Below are 22,716 nucleotides of genomic sequence, written 5' to 3'. Positions count from 1 at the left end.
AGAAACAACCCAAATACGTTTGGGTTGTTTCTCACTGTACTATTACTATGTTTAAAAAAAAATTAATCTAAGATACTTAAAATCGCCTCAACAGGATTTTCACTATTGCCTGCAAGTAACTGTTTATGCATGGTAATGTGCTGCATGGCTTGAATCTGTGCTGTTTCTATATTCATTAATTTCTCAATTTCAGCCGCCAATTTCTCAGGCGTTGCATCTTTTTGGATTAATTCTTGTATCACTTTCTTGCCTGCAATAATATTCGGCAATGAATAATATTGAATCTTGATCAAGAATTTCACCACATGATAGGTGAACCAATTCAACTTATAGAAGGTCACCATTGGTCGGTGTAACAGCATAGCTTCTAAAGTTGCTGTACCTGAAGCCAAAGCTACAATATTAGCGGCATTCATAACTTGACGCCCAATCTTCGACTCGGTGCCTGAGTTTTCAAGCAAGTCAATTTGATCGACCAATGCTTTTGGATACTGAGTAAGCAAAGCTTCGATTTGTTGCTTACGTGCATCATTGATTGCTGGTATCACAAAGCGATAGTTTGGATATTTGGCGTAGAGCAATTTTGCAGCATCTAAAACCAGTGGACCGAGCTTTTCAATTTCACCACGTCGGCTTCCCGGCAGTAAGGCAATATGCTTTTGGGTCAGATCTAAACCCAATTCTTCTTTGGCTTGTAAAATTGGGTTTTCCAAAGGCAATTGGCTGGCCAAAGGATGTCCTACAAAAGCAGCAGGAACATCCCATTTTTTATAAAATGCTTTTTCAAACGGAAATAAACACAGTACCAAATCAATAGAAGCTTTGATGCCATGAACCCGTCCCTGACGCCATGCCCAAACGGAAGGACTAACATACTGCACGGTTTTTATGGGCAGTTGTTTTTGCTTTAAACTTTTTGAAAGGCGCAGATTAAAGTCTGGTGCATCAATCCCAATAAACACATCGACAGGATGGGCTGTCCACTTCTCTACCAGTCCATCACGTACAGCAAAAAGCTTTTTAATGTCTTTAAGAACCTCAACCAACCCCATAACAGACAAAATATCCATCGGATAAAAGCTCTTGAAACCCTCTGCAATCATTTGCGGGCCACCAATACCCTCAAATTCTGCATCAATTCCTTGCTCACGAAAACTGCGAATAAGTTTAGCACCTAAAGTATCACCCGATACTTCACCCACTACGATTCCAATTTTAAGTTTCCGATTTTGCAAAGCATTATTCCTTATTTTTCAACCCATGCATCATAACATAGCGTCTTTTAGTTTGGCGTGGGTATGTTTAAGCAACAATGATAAAGTGCCGTCAACTTACATCAGTGGCCTTCATGAACTCTTAACCACTTCATATCGCCTCAATCAAAGATAATTTTTGATTTATTTTTTCAATTGTAAATAACTTGTAAAGCACACAAATAAACAATAAACTTATTAATAATTATTCTCATTAGTATTTATTAATGCTCAACATCTCCTCTCGCGGCTTTAAGCTCTCTATCATTAGTTTAGCTATTCTTAGCGCTCAGAATAGTTTTGCGCAAGACACGCAAAACTTAGCAACCATTACCGTACAAGCAAGTGATGATCAAGCAACACAAAGCTCTGAACAGTCTAAATCCTATATTGTTCAACAGTCCATTAGTGCAACTAAACTAAATATCCCACTCAAAGAAACACCTCAAACAGTCAATGTTGTGACACGTCAACAACTTGATGACTTCGCACTAAATAGTACACGTGAGGTTTTGCGTAATATTCCTGGCGTCATTGTGAGTAATCAGGAAACGGATCGTACAACTTATCTTGCACGTGGTTTTGAAATTTCAAATGTGAACCGTACCGGGTTTGTCGGAGATTTTTTTATTTAAGTTAGGCCACCTGACCTAACGGGTTAATCTTATCATAGTACATTGCTTCAAACTCAAAAGGCGATACATAACCCAGTGCACTGTGTACACGCTTTTTATTGAACCAATATACCCAGTTTAGTGTCGCAAGTTGTACATCTGCTAAACCTTGCCAATCTGCTTTTAAATATTCAATCACCTCTGTTTTGTATAAGCCATTCACCGTTTCAGCCAGAGCATTATCGTATGAATCACCAGTTGTACCGACTGATGCTCGTAAATTTGCAGCTTCTAAACGATTGGTATAGCGAATAGAAAGATATTGAACACCTCTATCTGAATGATGAATCACATTCTTAGGCATACCTCGATCGTGCAATGCTTGCTCCAATGCATCGAGCACCATATCTGTATTCATCCGTGTAGATACTTTCCATCCAACAATTGCTCGTGAGAACACATCAATAACAAATGCGGTATATACCCAGCCTGAATGAGTTTGAATATACGTAAAGTCACCCACCCATAGTTGGTTTGGATGATCAGCATTAAAATTACGTTTCACTAAATCATCTGCCCGTTTTTGGTCATCTCGGTTACGAGTAGTTTGTTTATTCTTACCACGCCAAACACCTTGTATACCTAGCTTTTGCATCAATCGAGCAACTGTACAGCGTGCAATAATATAGCCTTCACGTTTTAATTTTTGCCAGACTTTACGTACACCATATCGACCTGAACTTTCCTTCCAAATTCGTTTAATTTGTTCAGCATGATGCAAGTCATGTAAATCTCGTTTCGCTCGATGTTCTGGATTGTCCGCGAGATCTAAAGTCCGGTAATAGGTTGAAGGTGCGATAGGTAAAATTCTACAAATCGCTTCAACACCATATCGATCTTTATTGTTATGGATAAAATCCACCATTATTTGTGTGGGCGGTCGAGCTCCGCCTGGGCGAAAAAAGCGGCTGCTTTGCGTAGAATTTCATTGGCACGTTTTAATTCTTTAATTTCACGTTCCATTTGCTTCATTTTTTCTTGGTCAGATATCTGTTGTACTTTGGCAGGATTTAGTTGATCCAGATGCTTTAAATACCAAACACGCAATGTTTCAGGAGTACAACCGATTTTAGGAGCAATAGCTGTGATTGCTGCCCAAGTAGAAGGATAATCTTTTTCAGATTCAATTAGTAATTGAACCGCTCTTTCTCTGATTTCAGGGGTATATTTTAATTTTGTCATCGGGATAGTTTCTCAGAATATTGACTCTCCGACAAACCCGGTACGGTTCAATGTGCTTGTAGACGGTGTTGGCTTTCCTCTAGAAAGTTATAATTATAATAACGACAACCCAGACAGTTTTTTGTTTGATCGAATTGAAGTGGTAAAAGGTGCAGATGCTTTAAATAATGGCGTAGGTGACCCTAGTGCAACCATTAACATGATCCGTAAACGCCCGACTCAAGACTTACAGGTTTCATTTAATGCCAGTTATGGCTCTTGGAATACGCAACGTTATGAGGCTGATGTGTCATCTGCGCTAACCCAAGATGGTAAAATTCGTGGCCGTGTATTTGGTTATGAGCAAACGGGTGATAGTTATTTAGATAACTATGAACTTGAGAAAAATGGATTTGGTGCAATCATTGAAGCAGATCTCACTGACTCAACTTTATTCACTGCGGGTTATACCGAAACCAACAATAAATCGAATGGTAATAACTGGGGCGCAAACCCACTGATTAATACTGAAGGTGAGCAGTTAGATTATTCAAGAGACTATAACTACAGCCCTGATTGGACCTATTGGGATACCAATATCAAAAATTATTTTGCCGAGTTACAGCAAAAACTTGGTGATGATTGGGTTGCAAAACTGTCTTATGATGAAAAGCATACAACACGGAATTCAAAACTTCTGTTTTTATCGGGTAACCCAAGTGCCGATGGAACTTCAGGGGTATACCTATGGCCTGGTATATATGTAGATGATAATAAAGCTCGCCAAGCCAATCTTAATTTTTCAGGGACTTATCCATTATTTGGACAACGGCATGAAGCCACTGTCGGATATTCATGGTCTGAAAACGACAGTAATGAATTAGGCTATAGTGGTAGTTATGCTAATCACCTCACTACGGACCTAACCAGCTGGACACCTCCTGAACCGACTTGGGATTTTTCTCAAACCAGTGGTGAAATGCATATGAAGCAAAAAAATCAAAGCTATTATGCGGCGACACGTCTGCATTTAAACGATGATTTAAGGCTGCTTTTAGGTGCAAACTATGTGCAAGCTGAAAGCAAAGGCACAAGTTATGGCGCAGACACTATTTATGATGAAAATAAAGTTTTGCCTTATGCAGGCATCACTTATAATTTCACTCCTGAATATACAGGGTACATGAGTTATAGCTCAATTTTCCGCCCACAAACGACTAAAGCTGTAGATGGTGGTATTAATAAACCGATCGAAGGTGAAAGCTATGAGGTTGGTGTAAAAAGTTCGTGGCTAGATGATAAATTGACTGCAACAATGGCTATTTTCCGTACTGAAGAAAGTAACTATCCTTTACGTAATTCAGATGGCTTACCAACAACACGTAAAACTCAAGTCAGTGACTTACGTTCACAAGGTTATGAATTTGGTCTTGCAGGACAGCTCACAGATCATTTAAATCTCAGTTTTGGTTATACCCAATTAAGTTTGAAAGATTTAATTAATGGTGGTGACGCTCGTACCTTTAACCCTACTCAATCTTTTAATTTATTGACAACTTATCAAATCCCACAAATCCCTAAATTAAAATTAGGTTTAGGCATCCAGTGGCAAGATAAAACTTATTTAGATGTTCCTGAAACGACTAATGCTAGCGGCGTTGTGACTCAAAAATCAGGCATTATTCAGCAAGATGCTTATGCTTTAGTCAATGTGATGGCAAGCTATGAAGTGAATAAAAATATCACCTTACAAGCCAATGGCAATAACATCACTGATGAAAAATATTTATTTAATTTCCCAGATGCACAAGGTTTTTATGGTGCACCTGCCAACTATAGTGTTGCTGTAAAATTCAAATATTGATTCAATAGCGCCTTGTTTTCTGTTATTTAACAGCACAGAAACTGAGGCGCTTTTTTCTGGGTTAAATGATTCGTCATGCATAAATTTCAATATCCCCTATCGATCTTATATCGTTTTTTGATCTCATTTGGCTTAGGCTATTTATGTACATTCATGTTATCAGAACTGCTTACCCTTAGTTTTTACCCTCACTTAGCTAAAGCAGAATCCATTTATTTGGCGGCTTTTCTATCTCTTATTTTCTTTATCATTTTTGTCATTTTGAGCTTTTGTGTTCAATCCCTGAAAAAGTTAAGCGCTTCAACTATTTCTCTTTCCCTTTGCTTTTTTCTATTGCTGAAGTTCGTAGGTTAAACCATGCAAAAATCTGTTCGCCAGTCAATGGCATGGCTACACTCTTGGCTTGGACTAACACTGGGATGGTTATTATTTGCCATTTTTTTAACAGGTGCTGCGACCTATTACCGTCATGAAATAAATTTGTGGATGCAACCTCAATTTGCCACCATGCAGGTCAAACAAGACACAGCTATGGAGTCGGCATATCAATACTTACAAAAAAATGCCGCAGATGCGCAAAGTTGGTATATCGGCATAGCTAGTCCTAATTCACCTGTCAATAAAATTTACTGGCAAAAGGCCGATGGTGGCTACGAAAATAAGACTTTGAATGCGAACACAGGTAAAGAAGTCACCTTGTCTGCAACCCAAGGCGGTGAATTTTTTTATGGCTTTCACTACCAGCTGTATGGTGTACCCTATTTTATCGGTAGGCTTTTAGTCACGATTGCGGCCTTCTTAATGTTAATCATCCTCATTTCAGGCATCATCACACACAAAAAGATATTCACCGAATTCTTTATCCTTAGAGCCTTCAAGGGTCAACGCTCGTATCTAGACTTTCACAATGTTACCTCTGTCATTGCTTTACCCTTTTTTCTGACCATTACATTCACTGGTTTAGCCATTTTCTTTTATCTCATTCTTCCCAATGGCATGAAGAAACTTTACCCAGAGCAACCGTTCCAATATTTTGATGAAATTAGAAATATTAGCATCAGCTCTGAGGCTAAACCGACACCTGCTACGATGCGACCAATTGAATACTTCATACAACAATCTGAGCAGCGTTGGGGTAAAACAGAAATTGGCAATATTACGGTCAAACACCCCAATACCAATATCGCTCAAGTGAACTTGGTTGAGTCAACTGACCGAAGCATCACGCGAAACCAAGCCCAACTCAGCTTTAACGGCGAATCTGGTGCCCTGCTCGGTGACACTCGGAATAATAGTGCAATTGCCACACTCAATAATGGAGTGTATGGTTTACATATGGCACACTTTGCGCAGCCTCTATTACGCTTTGCGTTATTTTTCTCAGGGCTTTCAGGCTGTGCCATGATTGCATCTGGGCTTTTACTCTGGAGCTTAAAACGTCAGCTGCAAAATAAGAAACAAAGTTTCCACTTTGGACATTATGTGGTTAACCGCCTAAATACGGCTGCCATCATTGGCTTGCCGATCGCCATGCTCAGCTATCTTTGCACAAACCGTTTACTTCAGTTAGAAGCTGGTCAACCCAACTACGAAATTTACGCATTTTTCGGCACTTGGTTACTCAGCTTAGTCATTGCATTACTCACTCCACAGCAACACCTTTGGAAAACTCAACTGAAAGTCTTCATTTTACTGGCTGTTTCTTTGCCTATTTTCAATCTTTACTATTTAATCAGCCATCAATATGTGCATGACTTACATGAATATTGGTTATTTTTGCGAGTTGATCTTATGATCATCATCCTTGCGATATTGGCTGTTTTCTTACATCAAAAAATCCAGCCCATTCAACAAAAAGCTGTACAAAAAATTCAGAAAAAATATACCAATACTGCAGTTCAGGAGCCCAATTCATGATCTACCTGATTACAGGACTTCTTATCACTTTCGCATGCTATGTGTTATTTCTGGTCAGCGATAAGCAGCGCCCTAAAACCCAAAAGTCACGTTGGGCTAAGTGTGCAGAACATTATCAAATCTGCCGATATTTGGCTTTTGGTGTACTGGCCACGGCATTAACTTTATTGATTCAATGCACGGGTCGCGGTGTGGGAAGTGTCAGTTTATTTGTATTTGCAACCCCGATACTTTTTATACTGATTCTGAGCATCAATGACTTAAAACCCAAAAAAACAGCTCAATCTAAGTAAGTATTTACTCTACAACTCACACACTTTTTTATTTCGATCATGAGCCAAATAAAAAGGTGTGTAAATATATGAGCCAGAACCATCTCAACAGAATTTTAGAGACTGATCAAAATCATTTAAGTTGAAGCGCCGTGAGTTTTTAGTTATAACGCGCTCAATAATAGAACTTTTACACCTCTTTTCTCAGGGCAAACATTGCGTTCAACATTAGCTTGGTTACAACAAGAAATCATTACACCCTTTCAACAGCTCTGCAGTTGGTCGAAGCATCATTTTGGCTGGACACTTTTTATTTCCCTCATTTTCAATTTGCTTGTATTTATTTGTTTCCCAAGCAGCTGGCCCCCCTCTCAAATTCAGAGCAAAACCTTTAATCAAATCACCGCCGAAGTCGGTAAAGGACGAATCAGCACGTTGAAATTTAAACAACAGCATCATTTATGGATCGCAAACTGCGTATTAATGGGAGAACCTATTGAAACACTATGTGACCAGTCATCGCATCGTCACCAATTTACGGCAAAGCAGGTCGAGGTTTACTATTTGGAGCGTATTTTTTGGAACCTAAAAAATACCAAAACGGAGGCATTTATTCATCAGATCACATTAGCTAATCCACGTCAGCAGCACTTAGATATGACCTATAGCTCGACCGCAGCGAATTTTGAGCAATGGAAAAAGCATCAGCTAGCCCCTCTTTATGTTCTACGAACACTCATAAGTCTCAATCTATGGTGGTTACTGATAATTGTGGGCATAAAATAAAAGCGCGCCTACAGCTCAAACAATAACTTCTATATCTCTTTTTAGAATAAGTAAATCAACAATCAAGACAACGACTTATATGAAAACATCATAAGATATGCACGTTTTTTGATATTTTGGCATATAACAATGTTTGGTCCACTCGAATTTATTCTCGCAGGTGTTTTAGTCGGTTTTTGTGTGGGAATTACTGGTGTAGGTGGTGGTTCATTAATGACACCGATCCTCATTAGCCTTTTCAGAATTGAACCTCACATTGCCATTGGTACAGACTTGCTCTATGCCGCAATTTCAAAATTCTGTGGTTCATTTGTACATGCCAAAAAGCTAAATATTGTGTGGCCGATTGTGCTTTGGCTTGCAATTGGCAGTATTCCTGCTTCCTTTGCAACACACTGGGTACTCGACAACTATTTGAGCCAATCTACCCACTATAAAGCCGTGCTCACCATGATTTTAGGCTTCATGTTGACCATTACAGGTTTATCCATTGTCTTCCGTAATCAAATTGAAAAATTTTTCAACAAATTACGTAAAGATGAACTCCCAGACATGACTGAAGACTTAGAAAAAGTTCAGCTTCAAACCAGCAATAAACGTAAGTACATTGTGATGATGGGTGTGGTTCTTGGGGTCTTCGTGACACTATCATCAGTCGGTGCAGGTGCTTTCGGAATCATGGCTTTGGTCATTATGTTCCCCAACCTACCGATGATTCGTATTATTGGTTCTGACGTTGTGCATGCGGTGTTATTAACTTTCGTTGCAGGTATGGGTCATATGACTTCAGGCAACGTGGACTTCCACCTCCTTATGTGGTTATTGGTCGGTTCTATTCCAGCAATTATTATTGGAACACTGATTAGTTCACGCCTTCCTGAAAAGATCATCCGTAAAGTGTTGGGTATTACCCTGTTCGCGCTGGGTGTGAACTTCATGTTGAATCCGATCAAAGCCAAACCTGTGAAGCCTGCCGAAACTGCTCAAGTTGTTCAAATTTCAACAGTTAAGAATGCCTCAGTTTAGGCATTCCGATTTAAAATAAACCTAAGATTCATCACTTTTTTTTCAAAGATTCATTCGACTTTTTTATAACCTTTTATCAGCTAAACCGTGTTATATTCAGCTTATAAAGCAACTTAATACGATCGAACCAGTGACGGCAATGAATACTCTACAGTCAAACTCTATTACCCAAAACGACATCGATGACGTGAATTTACAAAGCATTCATCCGCTAGTTACGCCAGCGGAATTAAAAACTGAATTGCCTCTCACTGAGTCTGCATATCAAACTGTACTTCACGGTCGTGAAACGATTCGCAATATTTTAGATGGTAAAGACAAACGCATTTTTGCGGTGATTGGCCCATGTTCAATTCATGACCCAGTTGCTGCTCACGAATACGCAGACCGTTTAAAAGTTTTAAGCGATAAAATTAAAGACTCAATCTATGTCGTAATGCGTGTTTATTTCGAAAAACCACGTACCACAGTGGGTTGGAAAGGTCTAATCAATGACCCTGACATGAATGACTCATTCAACATTGAAAAAGGTTTACGCATTGGTCGTAAGCTTTTGGTTGAGTTAAATGAAAAAGGCTTGCCGTGCGCGACCGAAGCTCTCGATCCAAACTCGCCACAGTACTACCAAGACTTAATCTCTTGGTCAGCGATTGGTGCACGTACCACTGAAAGCCAAACGCACCGTGAAATGTCTTCTGGTCTTTCTTCACCCGTAGGTTTCAAAAATGGTACAGATGGTGGCTTAACTGTTGCAACCAATGCCATGCAGTCGGTCAAACATGGTCACCACTTCTTGGGTCTAAACAACCAAGGCCAAGTCTCTGTGATTCGTACTTCAGGTAACCCGTATGCACACGTGGTACTTCGTGGTGGTAATGGCAAACCAAACTACGATGCAGGCTCTGTTGCAGAAGCAGAAGCAGCTTTGGCTAAAGCAAAAGTCAGCACCAAAATCATGATTGACACCAGTCATGCAAACTCGAACAAAGACCCGTTCCTTCAACCGCTTGTTCTGAAAAATATTACCGAACAAATTATTGATGGAAATAAATCTATTATCGGCATTATGGTTGAAAGTCACCTTAAAGGTGGTCGTCAGGAAATTCCTGAAAACCTATGCGATCTTGAATACGGCAAGTCTGTAACCGATGGTTGTATTGACTGGGATACCACAGAAAAGGTATTACTAGAGATGCACGAAGCACTCAAAGACGTTTTACCGAACCGTTAAGTTTTTAAAACGCCATCTTCGGATGGCGTTTTTCATTCTAAGATTAAGAAATAATTATGAACGCTATTGAAACACACTTAAGCCAAACACTTAACTTTCAATTTATCCACGAGCATTTGTTTACTTCTGGACAACCGACTGCTGAGCAATTACAGCAAATTAAAGAGTATGGCGTAAACACGGTCATCAATCTTGCGCTCAGTAATAGCAATAACTATTTAGCGAATGAAGATCAAATCTGTTTAGAGCTCGGTTTGAACTATATACATGTGCCGATTTCATGGGATACACCATCTGATGATCAATGTTTATTGGTCTTAGATATGATTGAGCATTTGGTGCAAGAACAAACCATTTGGGTCCATTGTTCAGAAAATTATCGAGTCAGTAGTTTGATGTATTTATATCGTCAATATTATATGAATATCGATATGCCAACCGCACATGAAGCCATGCATCAAATTTGGGAACCGAATGACACATGGACAGGTTTGGCGCATGCTGTTGCCTTACAACTTCAAGGTCGTAAAGCAACACAAGAATTAAAGCTGGCTATGATCAATCCTGATCATTTTGCGTGAGAAATCAGCACTGTAGCTGTAGATAAAATACCTTCCTGACGACCCGTAAAGCCCAGTTTTTCCGTGGTCGTTGCTTTGATGCTAATCTGCGTGATTTCAACATCAAGAACGTCTGCAATGCTTTGGCGCATCGCTAAATTATGCGGTGCCAACTTTGGTCGTTCGCATGCCACAGTAATGTCTGCATTATTTAACTGATAACCACGATCTAAAATAAGCTGATAGACATGTTTGAGTAATACTCGACTGTCTGCTCCTTTAAAGCGAGGATCGGTATCGGGAAAATGCTGACCAATATCCCCTAAAGCCAACGCACCCAATAATGCATCTGTTAAAGCATGCAAAACCACATCACCATCTGAATGTGCTTTTAAGCCGTGTGTATGTGGAATTTGAATACCTGCCAGTGTGACAAATTCACCCTCTTCAAAAGCATGTACATCAAGTCCCTGTCCAATTCGAATATGTGCAACCATGCTCAGTTTCCTTTAAGAAATAAATGATTGAAATCTTGTATTCACGCTTTCTCTTTCGCTATAGTTACAAGCAGCGCAACATAGTGAAAGTATAAGCGATCATGCTGTTGAAAACCGACATAAAACTTATGAAAAAATTTAGTATTTTAGTGTGTCTAAGTTGTCTTTGTACCAGCTTTAGTTATGCTCAAGTCATTAACTGTGATGATCCGACCTCGTCTAGCTTTAAAAAGATCTGTACTGATCAATTCAAGGGCATTCGACAAAAATTAGACACACAATCAATGACTGCTTTTTTAATCAGTGATGCGCCGCAGCGTTTATTGGTCGATACCCATCAGCTATGGCTAAACCGCCTACAACAGTGTAAATCCTTAGCTTGCTATCAGCAGCAGATGGACTTCCGTATTGATGATCTCAACTTCTATACATCGTTAAATCAAAGTTTGACGCAACACTATTTAAAGTTTGAACATGGGGCCATTGCCAAGCAACCTGTGCACCTACAAGTGCATCAGCTGTCTAAAGATAAAATTAAAATCGAAGGTATTGCATATCGTAGTCCCAATAATCGTATAGAAACCCAAACCATTTCATTTTTGGCCTATACCACACCCGATCAAAAGCAAAACATCACGGACAATGAAAACAACTGTCACTACCAGTTCAACTTTCAAAAAGCCATTCTTTCAGTAAAAAGTGAAAGTAAAGCATGTAATCGTTTTGTTGGTGTGTACCGTGTTTATGACTAAGCTGTCAAACAGATCAAAATAATGGACATCGGGAGGCTAAAGTGGTGCAAGTACTCAAGCAATGCTGCAACCTCCTAGAACAGAAAAAATTGACCATTGCCTTTATCGAAAGTGCCAGTTCAGGTTATCTATCCAGTCAATTTTCGATTTATAAGCATAGCGGAGCTGACATTTTACTCGGTGGACTGGTGAGTTATGACCCCAGTATCAAATGTGAAATTTTAAAGATTGATCCTGCACTTATTCAGCAATATTCAGCGGAGTCAATTGAAGTCACTGAAGCTATGGCGCTTCACGGTCATCAACTATTTCGTTATGCCGATATTATTGTCTCTTGTACGGGGCTACTCAAACCTGGTGGAAGTGCGACGCCTGAAAAACCTGAAGGCACCTTTTATATTGCCATTCATTATCAAAACAGTTTAAGTACTTACCATTATTTACTACTGGGCAGTGCGCTCGAGCGACTTGATCAACTTACGAAAAACGTAGCTCAAATGGTCATTGAACGTGTTCAAAATTCTTAAATCTTTACACTAAATTTGATTTTTCTACATTTAGAACCTTTAAACTGAACCATAATCAATAAAAATGTGAAGCGCCTCATGATGATGAAAATAATCCATCCTCTACTTTTCAGCACCTTATTTTTTTCAAGCCACAGTTTTGCAACTGTAGGTGGACCACAAAATATTGAAATTTTAGGACTTGACCAAGCTGATCAAAAAATATATGTGATGCGACATTACTTAGATGGTCGGGGTCGTTTGCCACAATTGTATTATTATCAACTCAACAGCAAAACCCCCTCCAAACTGATTGAAGTGAAATCTTTATATATCAATCCAAAAACTCAAAAAATTGACTATGATCAAGACAGTCAGAAGTTTGACCGTGACATTGCAAAAATAAAAAAACGACTCAAAGCTTTAACGCCGATTCCGCCAAAGCAGGTTAAAATTCAAGTCATCAGTAAAAAGGCTTCAAAAGAACCTTCTTGGTATGATCCTAAACTCTCCATCCTGAAATTTAGCTATCAATATCAAGTGAAATACAGCAATTTGAAAAGTCCCGTACACAAGGCGGTGGACTATAAAAATGGCCTGCACATTTCTCAAAGTTATAAAGTTCCTAATCAACCAAAAGCGCTGGTGACAGTTCAATATCTCGGGATTCCTTTTGAAACAGGTTATAACATTGAAGATCCTGTTTTATTGATGCCTAAAAAATAAAACCTCAGAAGAGGGAAAGCCAGTCAGTTAAGAAGTTGCCTGGCTTTTTTTAAAATTCATGATGTTATTCGATACACGGAAACGTCATCCGCAACTGTTCGAGGCAAAACTATTTTTAAAAAGTAAGTTTTCTGCGATTAATTAATCAATAAAAGGAATTTGGCGAGTTTTGCGGATGACAAATGCTTTTGATTACTTTGGGCTTATCCAAAGTAATAGATGAGCTCCAAGTATATGATTTAAAAATATAAGACTCCCTCGTGCATAACTAAAAAGCTAAGGGCTTTATTTCTAAAACCCTTAACTGACTGGCATTACTCCGAAGAGGCTTTATTACACATTTTTCAATTTAAGCCGCTGAACGTTCTTCAATCGGCACTACTTTACGCAGTTCAGGCCCCGTATAGTCCGCACTTGGGCGAATAATACGGTTGTCTGCACGTTGTTCCATCACATGCGCTGCCCAACCTGTCACACGGCTCATCACAAAGATTGGTGTGAATAACTTGGTCGCAATATCCATGAAGTGGTATGCCGATGCATGGAAGAAGTCTGCGTTACAGAATAATTTCTTCTCACGCCACATCACTTCTTCACAGCGTACTGAAACTGGGTACAGGACCGTGTCACCGACATCTTTGGCTAAGCGCTCTGACCAGATTTTAATGATGCCATTACGTGGGTCATTGTCTTTGTAGATTGCATGTCCAAAGCCCATGATCTTTTCTTTACGTTCTAATTTGCCCAGCATTTCTCGCTCAGCTTCTTCAGGTGACGTCCAGTTTTCAATCATTTCCATCGCAGCTTCGTTTGCTCCACCGTGCAATGGACCACGTAGTGAACCAATTGCACCGGTAATACATGAATGCATATCCGATAATGTTGATGCGCATACACGTGCGGTGAAAGTCGATGCGTTGAATTCATGCTCTGCATAAAGGATCAGTGATACGTTCATCACTTGTTCATGCAGTTCATTTGGCTTTTCACCACGCAGCAGGTGTAAGAATTGAGCACCGATTGAGTCGTCATCGGTATTTTCTTCAATACGTACGCCATCATGGCTAAAGCGGTACCAGTAGCAAATGATCGCTGGGAGGGTTGCAAGAATGCGGTCTGCAACATCTTGTTGTTCTGCAAAAGATTGTTCTGTTTCTAGGTTGCCCAGCATTGATACGCCCGTGCGCATCACATCCATTGGGTGTGAATCTGCTGGGATACGCTCAAGTACTTCTTTGAGTGCTTGTGGCAGTTGGCGCAGTGATTTGAGTTTAGCTTTATACGCGGTGAGCTGTGCTGCTGTTGGTAGTTCACCAAAGAAGATCAGGTAAGCCACTTCTTCAAACTGGCAGTTTTCAGCGAGGTCTTGGACGTCATAACCACGGTAGGTTAGACCTGCTCCGCTTTTACCTACGGTTGATAGTGCTGTCTTTCCTGCGACTTGTCCGCGCAATCCTGCGCCTGTGAGGACTTTTCCTTCAGCCATTTTTAATTCTCCTGTTTAAACAGCTTGTCTAATGTATTTTCAAAGGTGTGGTAATCGAGAAATTCGTAGAGTTCTTTGCGCTGTTGCATTTTGTCGAGGACGTTGACTTGGGTGCCGTCATTGCGAATGGCATGCATGACTTCCAGTGCAGCCTTTTGCATGGCACGAGTCGGTGACAGTGGGTAAAGCACCATCGAGATGCCTTGTTCTGCCAGTTGTTCTTTGGTGTAGTACGGGGTATCGCCAAATTCGGTAATGTTCGCCAGTACTGGAACACCGACTGCATCGCAGACGGTTTTGTACATGGTAATGTCAGTCATTGCTTCAGCAAAGATCGCATCGGCACCGGCTTCTACACAAGCACAGGCACGATCAATTACCGCTTGTAGGCCTTCTTTTTGTAGGGCATCGGTACGTGCCATCACCACAAAGTTTGCATCGGTTTTGGCATCGACTGCAGCTTTTACGCGGTCAACCATTTCTTGTTGGGTGACGATTTCTTTATTTGGGCGGTGGCCACAGCGTTTTTGTGCTACTTGGTCTTCGATGTGCACTGCGGCTGCCCCTGCGGCAATCATTTGTTTCACAGTGCGGGCAATGTTAAATGCCCCACCCCAACCGGTGTCGATATCGACCAGTAACGGAGTGTCTACACGTTCGGTAATGCGGCGTACATCTTCCAAAACATTATCCAGACTGGTCATGCCTAAATCAGGCAATCCATAAGAGTAGTTGGCTACACCAGCACCCGAAAGGTAGATGGCCTTGTAGCCCACCTGTTTCGCCATCATTGCTGCATAAGCATTGACTGTACCGATAATTTGTAATGGTTTTTCCACTTCTAGTGCTTGTCTAAATCTTAAGCCTGCAGATCTTTGTTCTGTCATCGTCCGTTCCTTGAAGCGTTATGAATGAATGCGAAATGTTGTTTATTCCACGGCAAGTAAAATTGAGCCATAGGTCGCTCGTAAATCTTTTTTCAGGACTTTGCCTGTACCACCGACAGGAATACTATCGACAAAAACCACGCGATCAGGAATTTGCCATTTTGCAATTTTGCCCGTGTAATAATCTAAGAGTTCAGCTTCAGACACCTGACTGACTGCGGTCTTTTTAGCAATGAGAATAGGTCTTTCATCCCATTTTGGATGGGTCGCGGCAATAACTGCCACCATGTCAATTTCAGGATGTGCGATGGCAATATTTTCCAGCTCAACCGAGGAAATCCACTCTCCGCCTGATTTGATCAAATCTTTAGAACGGTCACTGATGACCATATAGCCATCTGAATCAATAGTTGCCATATCACCCGTATCGAACCAGCCATCTGCGGTGAGTGCATTGCTAAATTGATCGAAATAAGAATCTACAATCCAGTGCCCTTTAATTTGCAAATGTCCTGTAGTTTGTCCATCAGTAGCCAATTCAGTACTGCCCTTTTCAGCATCACAAATTCGAATGCTGACCCCAAACGGTGGCCGGCCTTGTGCGTAACGTAAGCTCGATTGCGCCGAGTCATCCAACTGCAAATGTTTAGACTTGAGTTGATTCACCACACCCAGAGGGCTGGTTTCCGTCATGCCCCATGCATGAATAGTTTCACACTGAAAATCATCTTTAAATGTTTTCAGCATTGACGGTGGGCAAGCCGCGCCGCCGACCACATTGCGTTTTAAGCTGTCGAGTTTGCTGCCAGATTGCTTCGCTGCTGTAAGCAGCCCTTGCCAAATGGTCGGTACACCTAAAGCTGTCGTCACTTTGTATTGATCAATCAGCTGAACCAAGCTTGCTCCATCTAACATCGGCCCCGGTAGCACCATACTGCAACCAACCATTGCTGCTGCATATGGCGTGCCCCATGCGTTGACATGGAACATGGGAACAACAGGTAAAATGCAATCTTGCGCTGAAAAATTAAATGAATCGGGTAAACAGGTTGCGTAACTATGTAAAATACTTGAACGATGACTGTATAAAACCCCTTTAGGATTCCCAGTCGTACCCGAGGTATAACACAGTGAACTGGCTTTAGTTTCATCCAGTTCAGGCCACTCAAAATGTTCACTTTGCTGTGCGATTAACTCATCATAAAACAGCACTTCAGGTAAAGCTTTTTGAATGTCTTCATCATAAGCATCGAGGCAGATAAAATGCTCTACATAGGGAATGAATGATTTAATTGACAATACTAGATTTAGAAACGTTTTATCAAAAATCAGTGCCTTATCATTCGCATCGTTAATAATATAGCTGAGCTGCTCAGGAAAAAGTCGTGGGTTAATGGTGTGACAAACCAACCCACTGCCTGATATGCCATACCATGTTTCTAAGTGACGATGATTATTCCATGCAATGGTGGCCACACGGTCGCTGACTGCAAAGCCAAACGACTGCAATACATTGGCAAAACGCTTTGAGTTTTTAGCAATTTGTCCCCAGTCTGTATGCAGCATCGACCCATCAGTATTTTTAGAGATAATGGCTGTATCTGCATGATAACGAGCGGCATGTTCAATCAGGCTGCTAATCAACAAAGGTTGAAACATCATATTTCCAATCATCAGAAACTTCCTTTTTAAAATCTTTTTAGACTTATTGTTTAAGATCCGCATATGATCGGTCTTGGTCATTTGTTTGTTAAAATACTGTCTTTTCCGATCTTCATTTTGTCATTTCGTTGTGTTATTTAGTCATTTGGTCACTTATGCACAAAAAACTTAAATCTTCTAATTTATTGTTTTAATTAATTATTTATACAAATATTCAATATTATAAAAAGTGATAATTAAGTCAAAACGAATCTGTGGAACATGCACCTGATTTCATATGATTTTTTAAAACTTGAATAAAAAAACACGCTGAGCAAGGTCAAGCTGGAATAGAGGTACACTCTAGAGAATTCAAGAAAAGACGTCTTATGAGGAATTTAAGGAGATAGTGCAAATGTGGACAGATGGAATGATTTTAAGCACCCATCAAATGCCGAACGCATATTTTAAGAAATAAAAATGAAGCTTAATCTGCACACTTTAAGCATGCAGATTCATCCGTCTCCAACGCCCGGGCGTGATGCCATACCAACGCTTAAATGCGCGGGTGAAATTGGCTTGATCGTCATAACCTACTTGATTGGCCACTTCTATAATCATAAGTTTTTTGTTTTTGAGTAACTCCGCTGCAATTTTCTTGCGCGTGGCTTCAAGCAAGGCTTCAAAACTGGTCTGATGTTTATTCAAATAACGATACAAAGTAAAACGGTGAATCGAGAAATATTCAGCTACACGTTCGACATTACAACTTCGATGGGCTTTGTTGCACAAAGATTTGAAATGCAAAGTGCCCCTAATTGAGCCAAATTTAAGGCGTAACTTGGGTAAGTGGTCGACCTAATTCCGTAAATCTGTTAAGGACTGCTACACGTGCATGGATTTCATTCACTTGGCTATCAAAACTCCTTGCACTGAGTTTATCTCCTAATAATTTGATGCAATGCATCTTAGTTTCAACCAAACTTCGCCGATGATAGCCTGACCATTTTTTCCATAGTGTCCTGCCTAAACGTTTAATTGTTCGAAGTAATTCATTTCGCTCTAGCGAGCTACTCTTTGTATCTTTCCATGGTTTCGCATTTTTTCTAGGTGGAATCACCGCATGCCCTTGCCGATCTGCAATGACCTGACGGCATTGCTTGGTGTCATAAGCTCCATCGGTATAAACAGAGTCAATCCGCTCATCTTGTGGAATCTGATTAAGTAAATCACCAAGCACCTGTGAATCACTGACATTATTGGTTGTAAGCTGAACTGCTCGTATTTGTAGGGTTTTAGCATCTATACCAATATGAAGTTTACGCCATTGGCGACGATATTCAGGTCCATGTTTCTTGCGTTTCCATTCGCCCTCACCTAGAAACTTCATGCCTGTAGAGTCCATGAGTAGATGCAGCCCATCGCTACTTTTTTGGTAGCTGATTACAATATCAATATGCTTTTGTCTTCTACAAAGCGTGGTGTAATCTGGAGCTATCCAATTTAATCCGCAAAGTTTAATCAGACTTTGCACAAAGCCAGTGACCATACGTAAAGACAGACGGAATAAGGATTTAATCATTAAGCAGCATTGGATGGCTGCGTCGGAGTAGGTTTGATTTCGCCCTTGTTTGCCTTTTGATGGCGCATACCATTGCGTAGCAGGATCAAACCAAATGGCAATATTTCCGCGACTCATGAGTGCTCGGTTATATGCGGGCCAATTGGTTGTGCGGTAGATTTTGTGTGTAGGCTTCTTCATTTGAAAATTATATCGCTGAAAAACCCTTTACAGATAGGTTTGTGCAACAAAGCCGGTTCAGGTAAAACATTAACTTCATTCAAAGCCAGTCAATTGATCATACGCTTGCCTGAAGTCGAAAAAGTGCTATTTGTAGTGGATCGTAGTGATCTGGACACACAAACAGTGCGAGAGTTCAATGCTTTCAAAAAGGATAGTGTTGATACCACCAAGAATACCAATACTCTGGTCAATCAATTGGGTCAGAAACATGACAAACTCATTGTAACGACCTTGCAGAAGCTCAATATTGCGATTAGTTCTGATCGCTATGCAGATAAAATTGCCTATCTGAAAGACAAGAAAGTCGTGATTATTTTTGATGAATGTCATCGTAGTCAATTTGGTGATACGCATCGTAATATCAAACGCTTTTTCAACCATGCACAAATGTTTGGCTTTACCGGCACACCTATTTTTGAAACTAACAGCCAACTTAAAATCGATTCCAAGGCTGTTACCACCAATGCCCTATTTGATGAATGCTTGCATAAATATGTGATTACCGATGCAATCCGTGATGGTAATGTATTACCCTTCCAGATTAGCTATCTAGGTAAATACACTACAAACGGTATCGAAACCAGTCACAATTATGAAGAAGATGTTGAAGGTATAGACACCAAAGAACTGTTTGACAATCCAGAACGTCTGGAGATGATCACTCGCTATATTGTCGACAATCACCACATAAAAACCAAGAATCAGAACTTCACTGCCATGTTCTGTGTAAGTTCAGTCGATGTACTGAATCAATATTATGCGCTATTTGAAAAAGTACAGCAGCAGAAGCAACAAGAGGCAGAAGACCAAGGCCGAATCTTTAAGTCTCTCACTGTGGCAACTATATTCTCCTTTGCAGCCAATGAAGAACTCAAAGTTGAAGATAGTAATGGTTTGATTGATGAAGAATCTGCTGATATCCCAACAAGAATCAGTCAATCCAATCGTGACAAGCTCGATGGCTATATTGCGAAATATAATGCTCAATTTGGACAGAATTTTAACTCAGGTGATGAGTTTTATGCCTATTACCGAGATATTGCCAATCGGGTACGCAAAAAAGAAATCGATATTCTCTTGGTCGTGAATATGTTCCTGACAGGTTTTGATTCAAAGACTTTGAATACCTTGTATGTGGATAAAAACCTCAAATATCATGGTCTGATTCAAGCATTTTCACGCACCAATCGCATCCTGAATGCAGACAAGCCATTTGGCAACATTGTCTGCTTCCGCAATCTGAAACAAGCTACGGATAAAGCCCTAGCACTGTTTTCCAACAAGGCTGAAGCAGAGAAAATTGTATTGATTCCAAGCTTTGAAAGCATCAAGGAAAAGTACAACGCTGCTGTTGCTGAATTACTTAAGATTGCCCCTGACCCAGACAAGGTACTGGAACTACCCACAGAAGAGCAGCAATTGCAGTATGTGAAGGCTTTCCGTGAAGTCATGCGGATCAATGCACAACTGGAAAACTTTGTTGAATACGATCAGGATGACACTGACTTGAACAAAGCTGAATTTCAGAAGCATACCTCACAATACAAGTACCTCTATACCAATACTCGTGTCGTACAACCGAAAGACAAAGTTTCGGTACTGAATGATGTGAACTTCCAACTGGAACTCATTCACAAAGATACAATCAATGTCGGCTATATGAACCGTACCGGGTTTGTCGGAGATTTTTTTATTTAAGTTAGGCCACCTGACCTAACGGGTTAATCTTATCATAGTACATTGCTTCAAACTCAAAAGGCGATACATAACCCAGTGCACTGTGTACACGCTTTTTATTGAACCAATATACCCAGTTTAGTGTCGCAAGTTGTACATCTGCTAAACCTTGCCAATCTGCTTTTAAATATTCAATCACCTCTGTTTTGTATAAGCCATTCACCGTTTCAGCCAGAGCATTATCGTATGAATCACCAGTTGTACCGACTGATGCTCGTAAATTTGCAGCTTCTAAACGATTGGTATAGCGAATAGAAAGATATTGAACACCTCTATCTGAATGATGAATCACATTCTTAGGCATACCTCGATCGTGCAATGCTTGCTCCAATGCATCGAGCACCATATCTGTATTCATCCGTGTAGATACTTTCCATCCAACAATTGCTCGTGAGAACACATCAATAACAAATGCGGTATATACCCAGCCTGAATGAGTTTGAATATACGTAAAGTCACCCACCCATAGTTGGTTTGGATGATCAGCATTAAAATTACGTTTCACTAAATCATCTGCCCGTTTTTGGTCATCTCGGTTACGAGTAGTTTGTTTATTCTTACCACGCCAAACACCTTGTATACCTAGCTTTTGCATCAATCGAGCAACTGTACAGCGTGCAATAATATAGCCTTCACGTTTTAATTTTTGCCAGACTTTACGTACACCATATCGACCTGAACTTTCCTTCCAAATTCGTTTAATTTGTTCAGCATGATGCAAGTCATGTAAATCTCGTTTCGCTCGATGTTCTGGATTGTCCGCGAGATCTAAAGTCCGGTAATAGGTTGAAGGTGCGATAGGTAAAATTCTACAAATCGCTTCAACACCATATCGATCTTTATTGTTATGGATAAAATCCACCATTATTTGTGTGGGCGGTCGAGCTCCGCCTGGGCGAAAAAAGCGGCTGCTTTGCGTAGAATTTCATTGGCACGTTTTAATTCTTTAATTTCACGTTCCATTTGCTTCATTTTTTCTTGGTCAGATATCTGTTGTACTTTGGCAGGATTTAGTTGATCCAGATGCTTTAAATACCAAACACGCAATGTTTCAGGAGTACAACCGATTTTAGGAGCAATAGCTGTGATTGCTGCCCAAGTAGAAGGATAATCTTTTTCAGATTCAATTAGTAATTGAACCGCTCTTTCTCTGATTTCAGGGGTATATTTTAATTTTGTCATCGGGATAGTTTCTCAGAATATTGACTCTCCGACAAACCCGGTACGGTTCAATATCCTGAATTTACTGCAATCTGTAGTCAACAACACCGATCAGAAACAAAAGCAAAAATATCGCGCACAGGTGCAAGATCTACTGGCAAATAATCATACGCTGTACAACAAACAGGAACTGATCCAAAAGTTTCTGGATGAAAATATTCCACGCATGATCACTGGGCAAAGTGTAGAAGAAGCGTTTGCACAATTCTGGGATGTAGAAAAGGAACGAGCGATTGATGAGCTTTGTCAAAAAGAAGCAATCAAGCCTGAAGTGTTCAAACAAGTGATCGGTAAATATGAATACACCAAACGTCTGCCAAGTCGTGAAGATGTGAATGATCTACCTATTACTCGCCCCAAGATTTCAGAGCGTAAGACACTCATGAATACGCTAGTGGTCAAGACCAGACAATTCATCGAGAAGTTCTACACTGGACTGTAGTTTCCATTGCCCCTTACTCAATATACATATCTAAGCAAACTCCCCAACCAAAACTGGTTTTAGCCCTATATCATCGGGCTAAGATCAGGTAAGCATAAATTCCCCATTCCCACACTAAAACTCATTTCTCTGCTCATAGCGAAACTTGATGATCAATCTTTATGATCGTTTTTTATTCATCAATTACGATACTTACATCGAAAGTGAGAATATAGTGACATGAAAATAGGCGATGTATTTTCTGATATTTGAGTTTAGCCCATCGGATTATCG

The 22,716-nt window shown here is 40.2% G+C and carries 19 protein-coding genes, 3 pseudogenes and 2 other annotated features; of the genes and pseudogenes, 13 read left to right on the top strand and 9 right to left on the bottom strand.

Annotation, left to right across the window (positions count from 1 at the left end; all coding sequences use genetic code 11):
* Positions 1 to 62 precede the first annotated feature (62 nt).
* On the bottom strand, positions 63 to 1,235 hold the full coding sequence (gene lpxB, locus AC4CVD_RS07365; protein WP_490752664.1) for a lipid-A-disaccharide synthase: 1,173 nt from the start codon (positions 1,233 to 1,235) through the stop codon (positions 63 to 65).
* A 245-nt stretch (positions 1,236 to 1,480) separates the two neighbouring features.
* On the opposite strand from lpxB, the pseudogene AC4CVD_RS07360 reads away from it, so the two are divergent.
* Positions 1,481 to 1,852, top strand: a pseudogene (locus AC4CVD_RS07360) (TonB-dependent receptor plug domain-containing protein); the annotation flags it as partial.
* Positions 1,853 to 1,889: 37 nt separating this feature from the next.
* Here AC4CVD_RS07360 and AC4CVD_RS07355 read toward each other — a convergent pair.
* Positions 1,890 to 3,109 (bottom strand): IS3-like element ISAba19 family transposase gene (locus AC4CVD_RS07355; RefSeq protein ID WP_490752243.1). Its coding sequence is split into 2 segments (ribosomal slippage): positions 1,890 to 2,833 and positions 2,833 to 3,109, totalling 1,221 coding nucleotides; the frame shifts between segments, so codons are not numbered across the junction.
* Positions 2,718 to 2,834: a sequence feature (AL1L pseudoknot), on the bottom strand. Its footprint overlaps the gene before it by 117 nt.
* 49 nt (positions 3,110 to 3,158) lie before the next feature.
* Between AC4CVD_RS07355 and AC4CVD_RS07350 the strand changes: the two are divergent.
* From AC4CVD_RS07350 to AC4CVD_RS07320, 7 genes and pseudogenes are all read left to right on the top strand, one after another.
* Positions 3,159 to 4,952 (top strand): annotated as a pseudogene (locus AC4CVD_RS07350) (TonB-dependent siderophore receptor); the annotation flags it as partial.
* A 357-nt stretch (positions 4,953 to 5,309) separates the two neighbouring features.
* On the top strand, positions 5,310 to 6,869 hold the full coding sequence (locus AC4CVD_RS07345; RefSeq protein WP_490752662.1) for a PepSY-associated TM helix domain-containing protein: 1,560 nt from the start codon (positions 5,310 to 5,312) through the stop codon (positions 6,867 to 6,869).
* Positions 6,866 to 7,162 carry a hypothetical protein gene (locus tag AC4CVD_RS07340; RefSeq protein WP_490752660.1) on the top strand — a complete coding sequence of 99 codons (297 nt, stop codon included), beginning with the start codon at positions 6,866 to 6,868 and terminating at the stop codon, positions 7,160 to 7,162. Before AC4CVD_RS07345 ends, AC4CVD_RS07340 begins: the two co-directional genes overlap by 4 nt.
* Before the next feature lie 195 nt (positions 7,163 to 7,357).
* Positions 7,358 to 7,927 carry a hypothetical protein gene (locus tag AC4CVD_RS07335; protein WP_335997277.1) on the top strand — a complete coding sequence of 190 codons (570 nt, stop codon included), beginning with the start codon at positions 7,358 to 7,360 and terminating at the stop codon, positions 7,925 to 7,927.
* A gap of 129 nt (positions 7,928 to 8,056) precedes the next feature.
* Positions 8,057 to 8,953, top strand: a complete 897-nt coding sequence (locus AC4CVD_RS07330; protein WP_490752658.1) for a sulfite exporter TauE/SafE family protein — start codon at positions 8,057 to 8,059, stop codon at positions 8,951 to 8,953.
* A 139-nt stretch (positions 8,954 to 9,092) separates the two neighbouring features.
* A complete protein-coding gene (locus AC4CVD_RS07325; RefSeq protein WP_490752656.1) occupies positions 9,093 to 10,184 on the top strand; it encodes a 3-deoxy-7-phosphoheptulonate synthase in 1,092 nt (363 codons plus the stop codon).
* Positions 10,185 to 10,240: 56 nt separating this feature from the next.
* On the top strand, positions 10,241 to 10,765 hold the full coding sequence (locus AC4CVD_RS07320) for a protein tyrosine phosphatase family protein (RefSeq protein WP_490752654.1): 525 nt from the start codon (positions 10,241 to 10,243) through the stop codon (positions 10,763 to 10,765).
* On the opposite strand, the gene ispF is transcribed toward AC4CVD_RS07320, so the two are convergent.
* A complete protein-coding gene (gene ispF, locus AC4CVD_RS07315) occupies positions 10,753 to 11,241 on the bottom strand; it encodes a 2-C-methyl-D-erythritol 2,4-cyclodiphosphate synthase (RefSeq protein WP_004979990.1) in 489 nt (162 codons plus the stop codon). The two genes, AC4CVD_RS07320 and ispF, sit on opposite strands and share 13 nt — an antisense overlap.
* Before the next feature lie 101 nt (positions 11,242 to 11,342).
* Between ispF and AC4CVD_RS07310 the strand changes: the two genes are divergently transcribed.
* The 3 genes from AC4CVD_RS07310 to AC4CVD_RS07300 all read left to right on the top strand — a co-directional run bounded on the left by AC4CVD_RS07310 (position 11,343) and on the right by AC4CVD_RS07300 (position 13,225).
* The gene (locus tag AC4CVD_RS07310) at positions 11,343 to 11,993 is read left to right on the top strand and encodes an A1S_1983 family putative colistin resistance protein (protein WP_490752652.1); all 651 of its coding nucleotides are present in this window, start codon (positions 11,343 to 11,345) and stop codon (positions 11,991 to 11,993) included.
* 44 nt (positions 11,994 to 12,037) lie between these two features.
* Positions 12,038 to 12,520 (top strand): CinA family protein, encoded by a 483-nt coding sequence (locus AC4CVD_RS07305; protein WP_490753501.1) that lies wholly within the window; start codon positions 12,038 to 12,040, stop codon positions 12,518 to 12,520.
* Positions 12,521 to 12,598: 78 nt separating this feature from the next.
* Positions 12,599 to 13,225 (top strand): aminotransferase, encoded by a 627-nt coding sequence (locus AC4CVD_RS07300; protein ID WP_490752650.1) that lies wholly within the window; start codon positions 12,599 to 12,601, stop codon positions 13,223 to 13,225.
* A gap of 349 nt (positions 13,226 to 13,574) precedes the next feature.
* Here AC4CVD_RS07300 and prpC read toward each other — a convergent pair whose 3' ends face one another.
* The 5 genes from prpC to AC4CVD_RS07275 form a co-directional block, all read right to left on the bottom strand.
* Entirely contained in the window at positions 13,575 to 14,711 is a 1,137-nt protein-coding gene (gene prpC / locus AC4CVD_RS07295; RefSeq protein ID WP_004696709.1) for a bifunctional 2-methylcitrate synthase/citrate synthase, read from the bottom strand.
* A gap of 2 nt (positions 14,712 to 14,713) precedes the next feature.
* The gene (gene prpB, locus AC4CVD_RS07290; protein ID WP_004696708.1) at positions 14,714 to 15,598 is read right to left on the bottom strand and encodes a methylisocitrate lyase; all 885 of its coding nucleotides are present in this window, start codon (positions 15,596 to 15,598) and stop codon (positions 14,714 to 14,716) included.
* A gap of 42 nt (positions 15,599 to 15,640) precedes the next feature.
* Positions 15,641 to 17,272 (bottom strand): long-chain-fatty-acid--CoA ligase, encoded by a 1,632-nt coding sequence (locus tag AC4CVD_RS07285; RefSeq protein ID WP_005399568.1) that lies wholly within the window; start codon positions 17,270 to 17,272, stop codon positions 15,641 to 15,643.
* Between the two features lie 468 nt (positions 17,273 to 17,740).
* Positions 17,741 to 18,046: a helix-turn-helix transcriptional regulator gene (locus tag AC4CVD_RS07280; protein ID WP_490752648.1), complete on the bottom strand. Its 306-nt coding sequence runs from the start codon at positions 18,044 to 18,046 to the stop codon at positions 17,741 to 17,743.
* 22 nt (positions 18,047 to 18,068) lie between these two features.
* On the bottom strand, positions 18,069 to 19,001 hold the full coding sequence (locus AC4CVD_RS07275) for an IS5 family transposase (RefSeq protein WP_081405714.1): 933 nt from the start codon (positions 18,999 to 19,001) through the stop codon (positions 18,069 to 18,071).
* A gap of 54 nt (positions 19,002 to 19,055) precedes the next feature.
* Here AC4CVD_RS07275 and AC4CVD_RS07270 point away from each other — a divergent pair.
* Positions 19,056 to 20,705, top strand: a pseudogene (locus AC4CVD_RS07270) (type I restriction endonuclease subunit R, EcoR124 family); the annotation flags it as partial.
* A 37-nt stretch (positions 20,706 to 20,742) separates the two neighbouring features.
* Here the strand turns inward: AC4CVD_RS07270 and AC4CVD_RS07265 are convergent.
* A protein-coding gene (locus AC4CVD_RS07265; protein ID WP_490752243.1) for an IS3-like element ISAba19 family transposase occupies positions 20,743 to 21,962 on the bottom strand; the annotation gives its coding sequence in 2 pieces (ribosomal slippage) (positions 20,743 to 21,686 and positions 21,686 to 21,962; 1,221 coding nt in all).
* Positions 21,571 to 21,687, bottom strand: a sequence feature (AL1L pseudoknot). Its footprint overlaps the gene before it by 117 nt.
* On the opposite strand from AC4CVD_RS07265, the gene AC4CVD_RS07260 reads away from it, so the two are divergent.
* Positions 21,931 to 22,443: a type I restriction endonuclease subunit R, EcoR124 family gene (locus AC4CVD_RS07260; RefSeq protein ID WP_490753500.1), complete on the top strand. Its 513-nt coding sequence runs from the start codon at positions 21,931 to 21,933 to the stop codon at positions 22,441 to 22,443. The two genes, AC4CVD_RS07265 and AC4CVD_RS07260, sit on opposite strands and share 32 nt — an antisense overlap.
* Positions 22,444 to 22,716 lie beyond the last annotated feature (273 nt).

The sequence above is a fragment of the Acinetobacter sp. LipI_23 genome (assembly GCF_058243045.1).
Note: the sequence above shows the minus strand (reverse complement) of the source record. Positions and strands in the feature narration are given on the sequence as shown.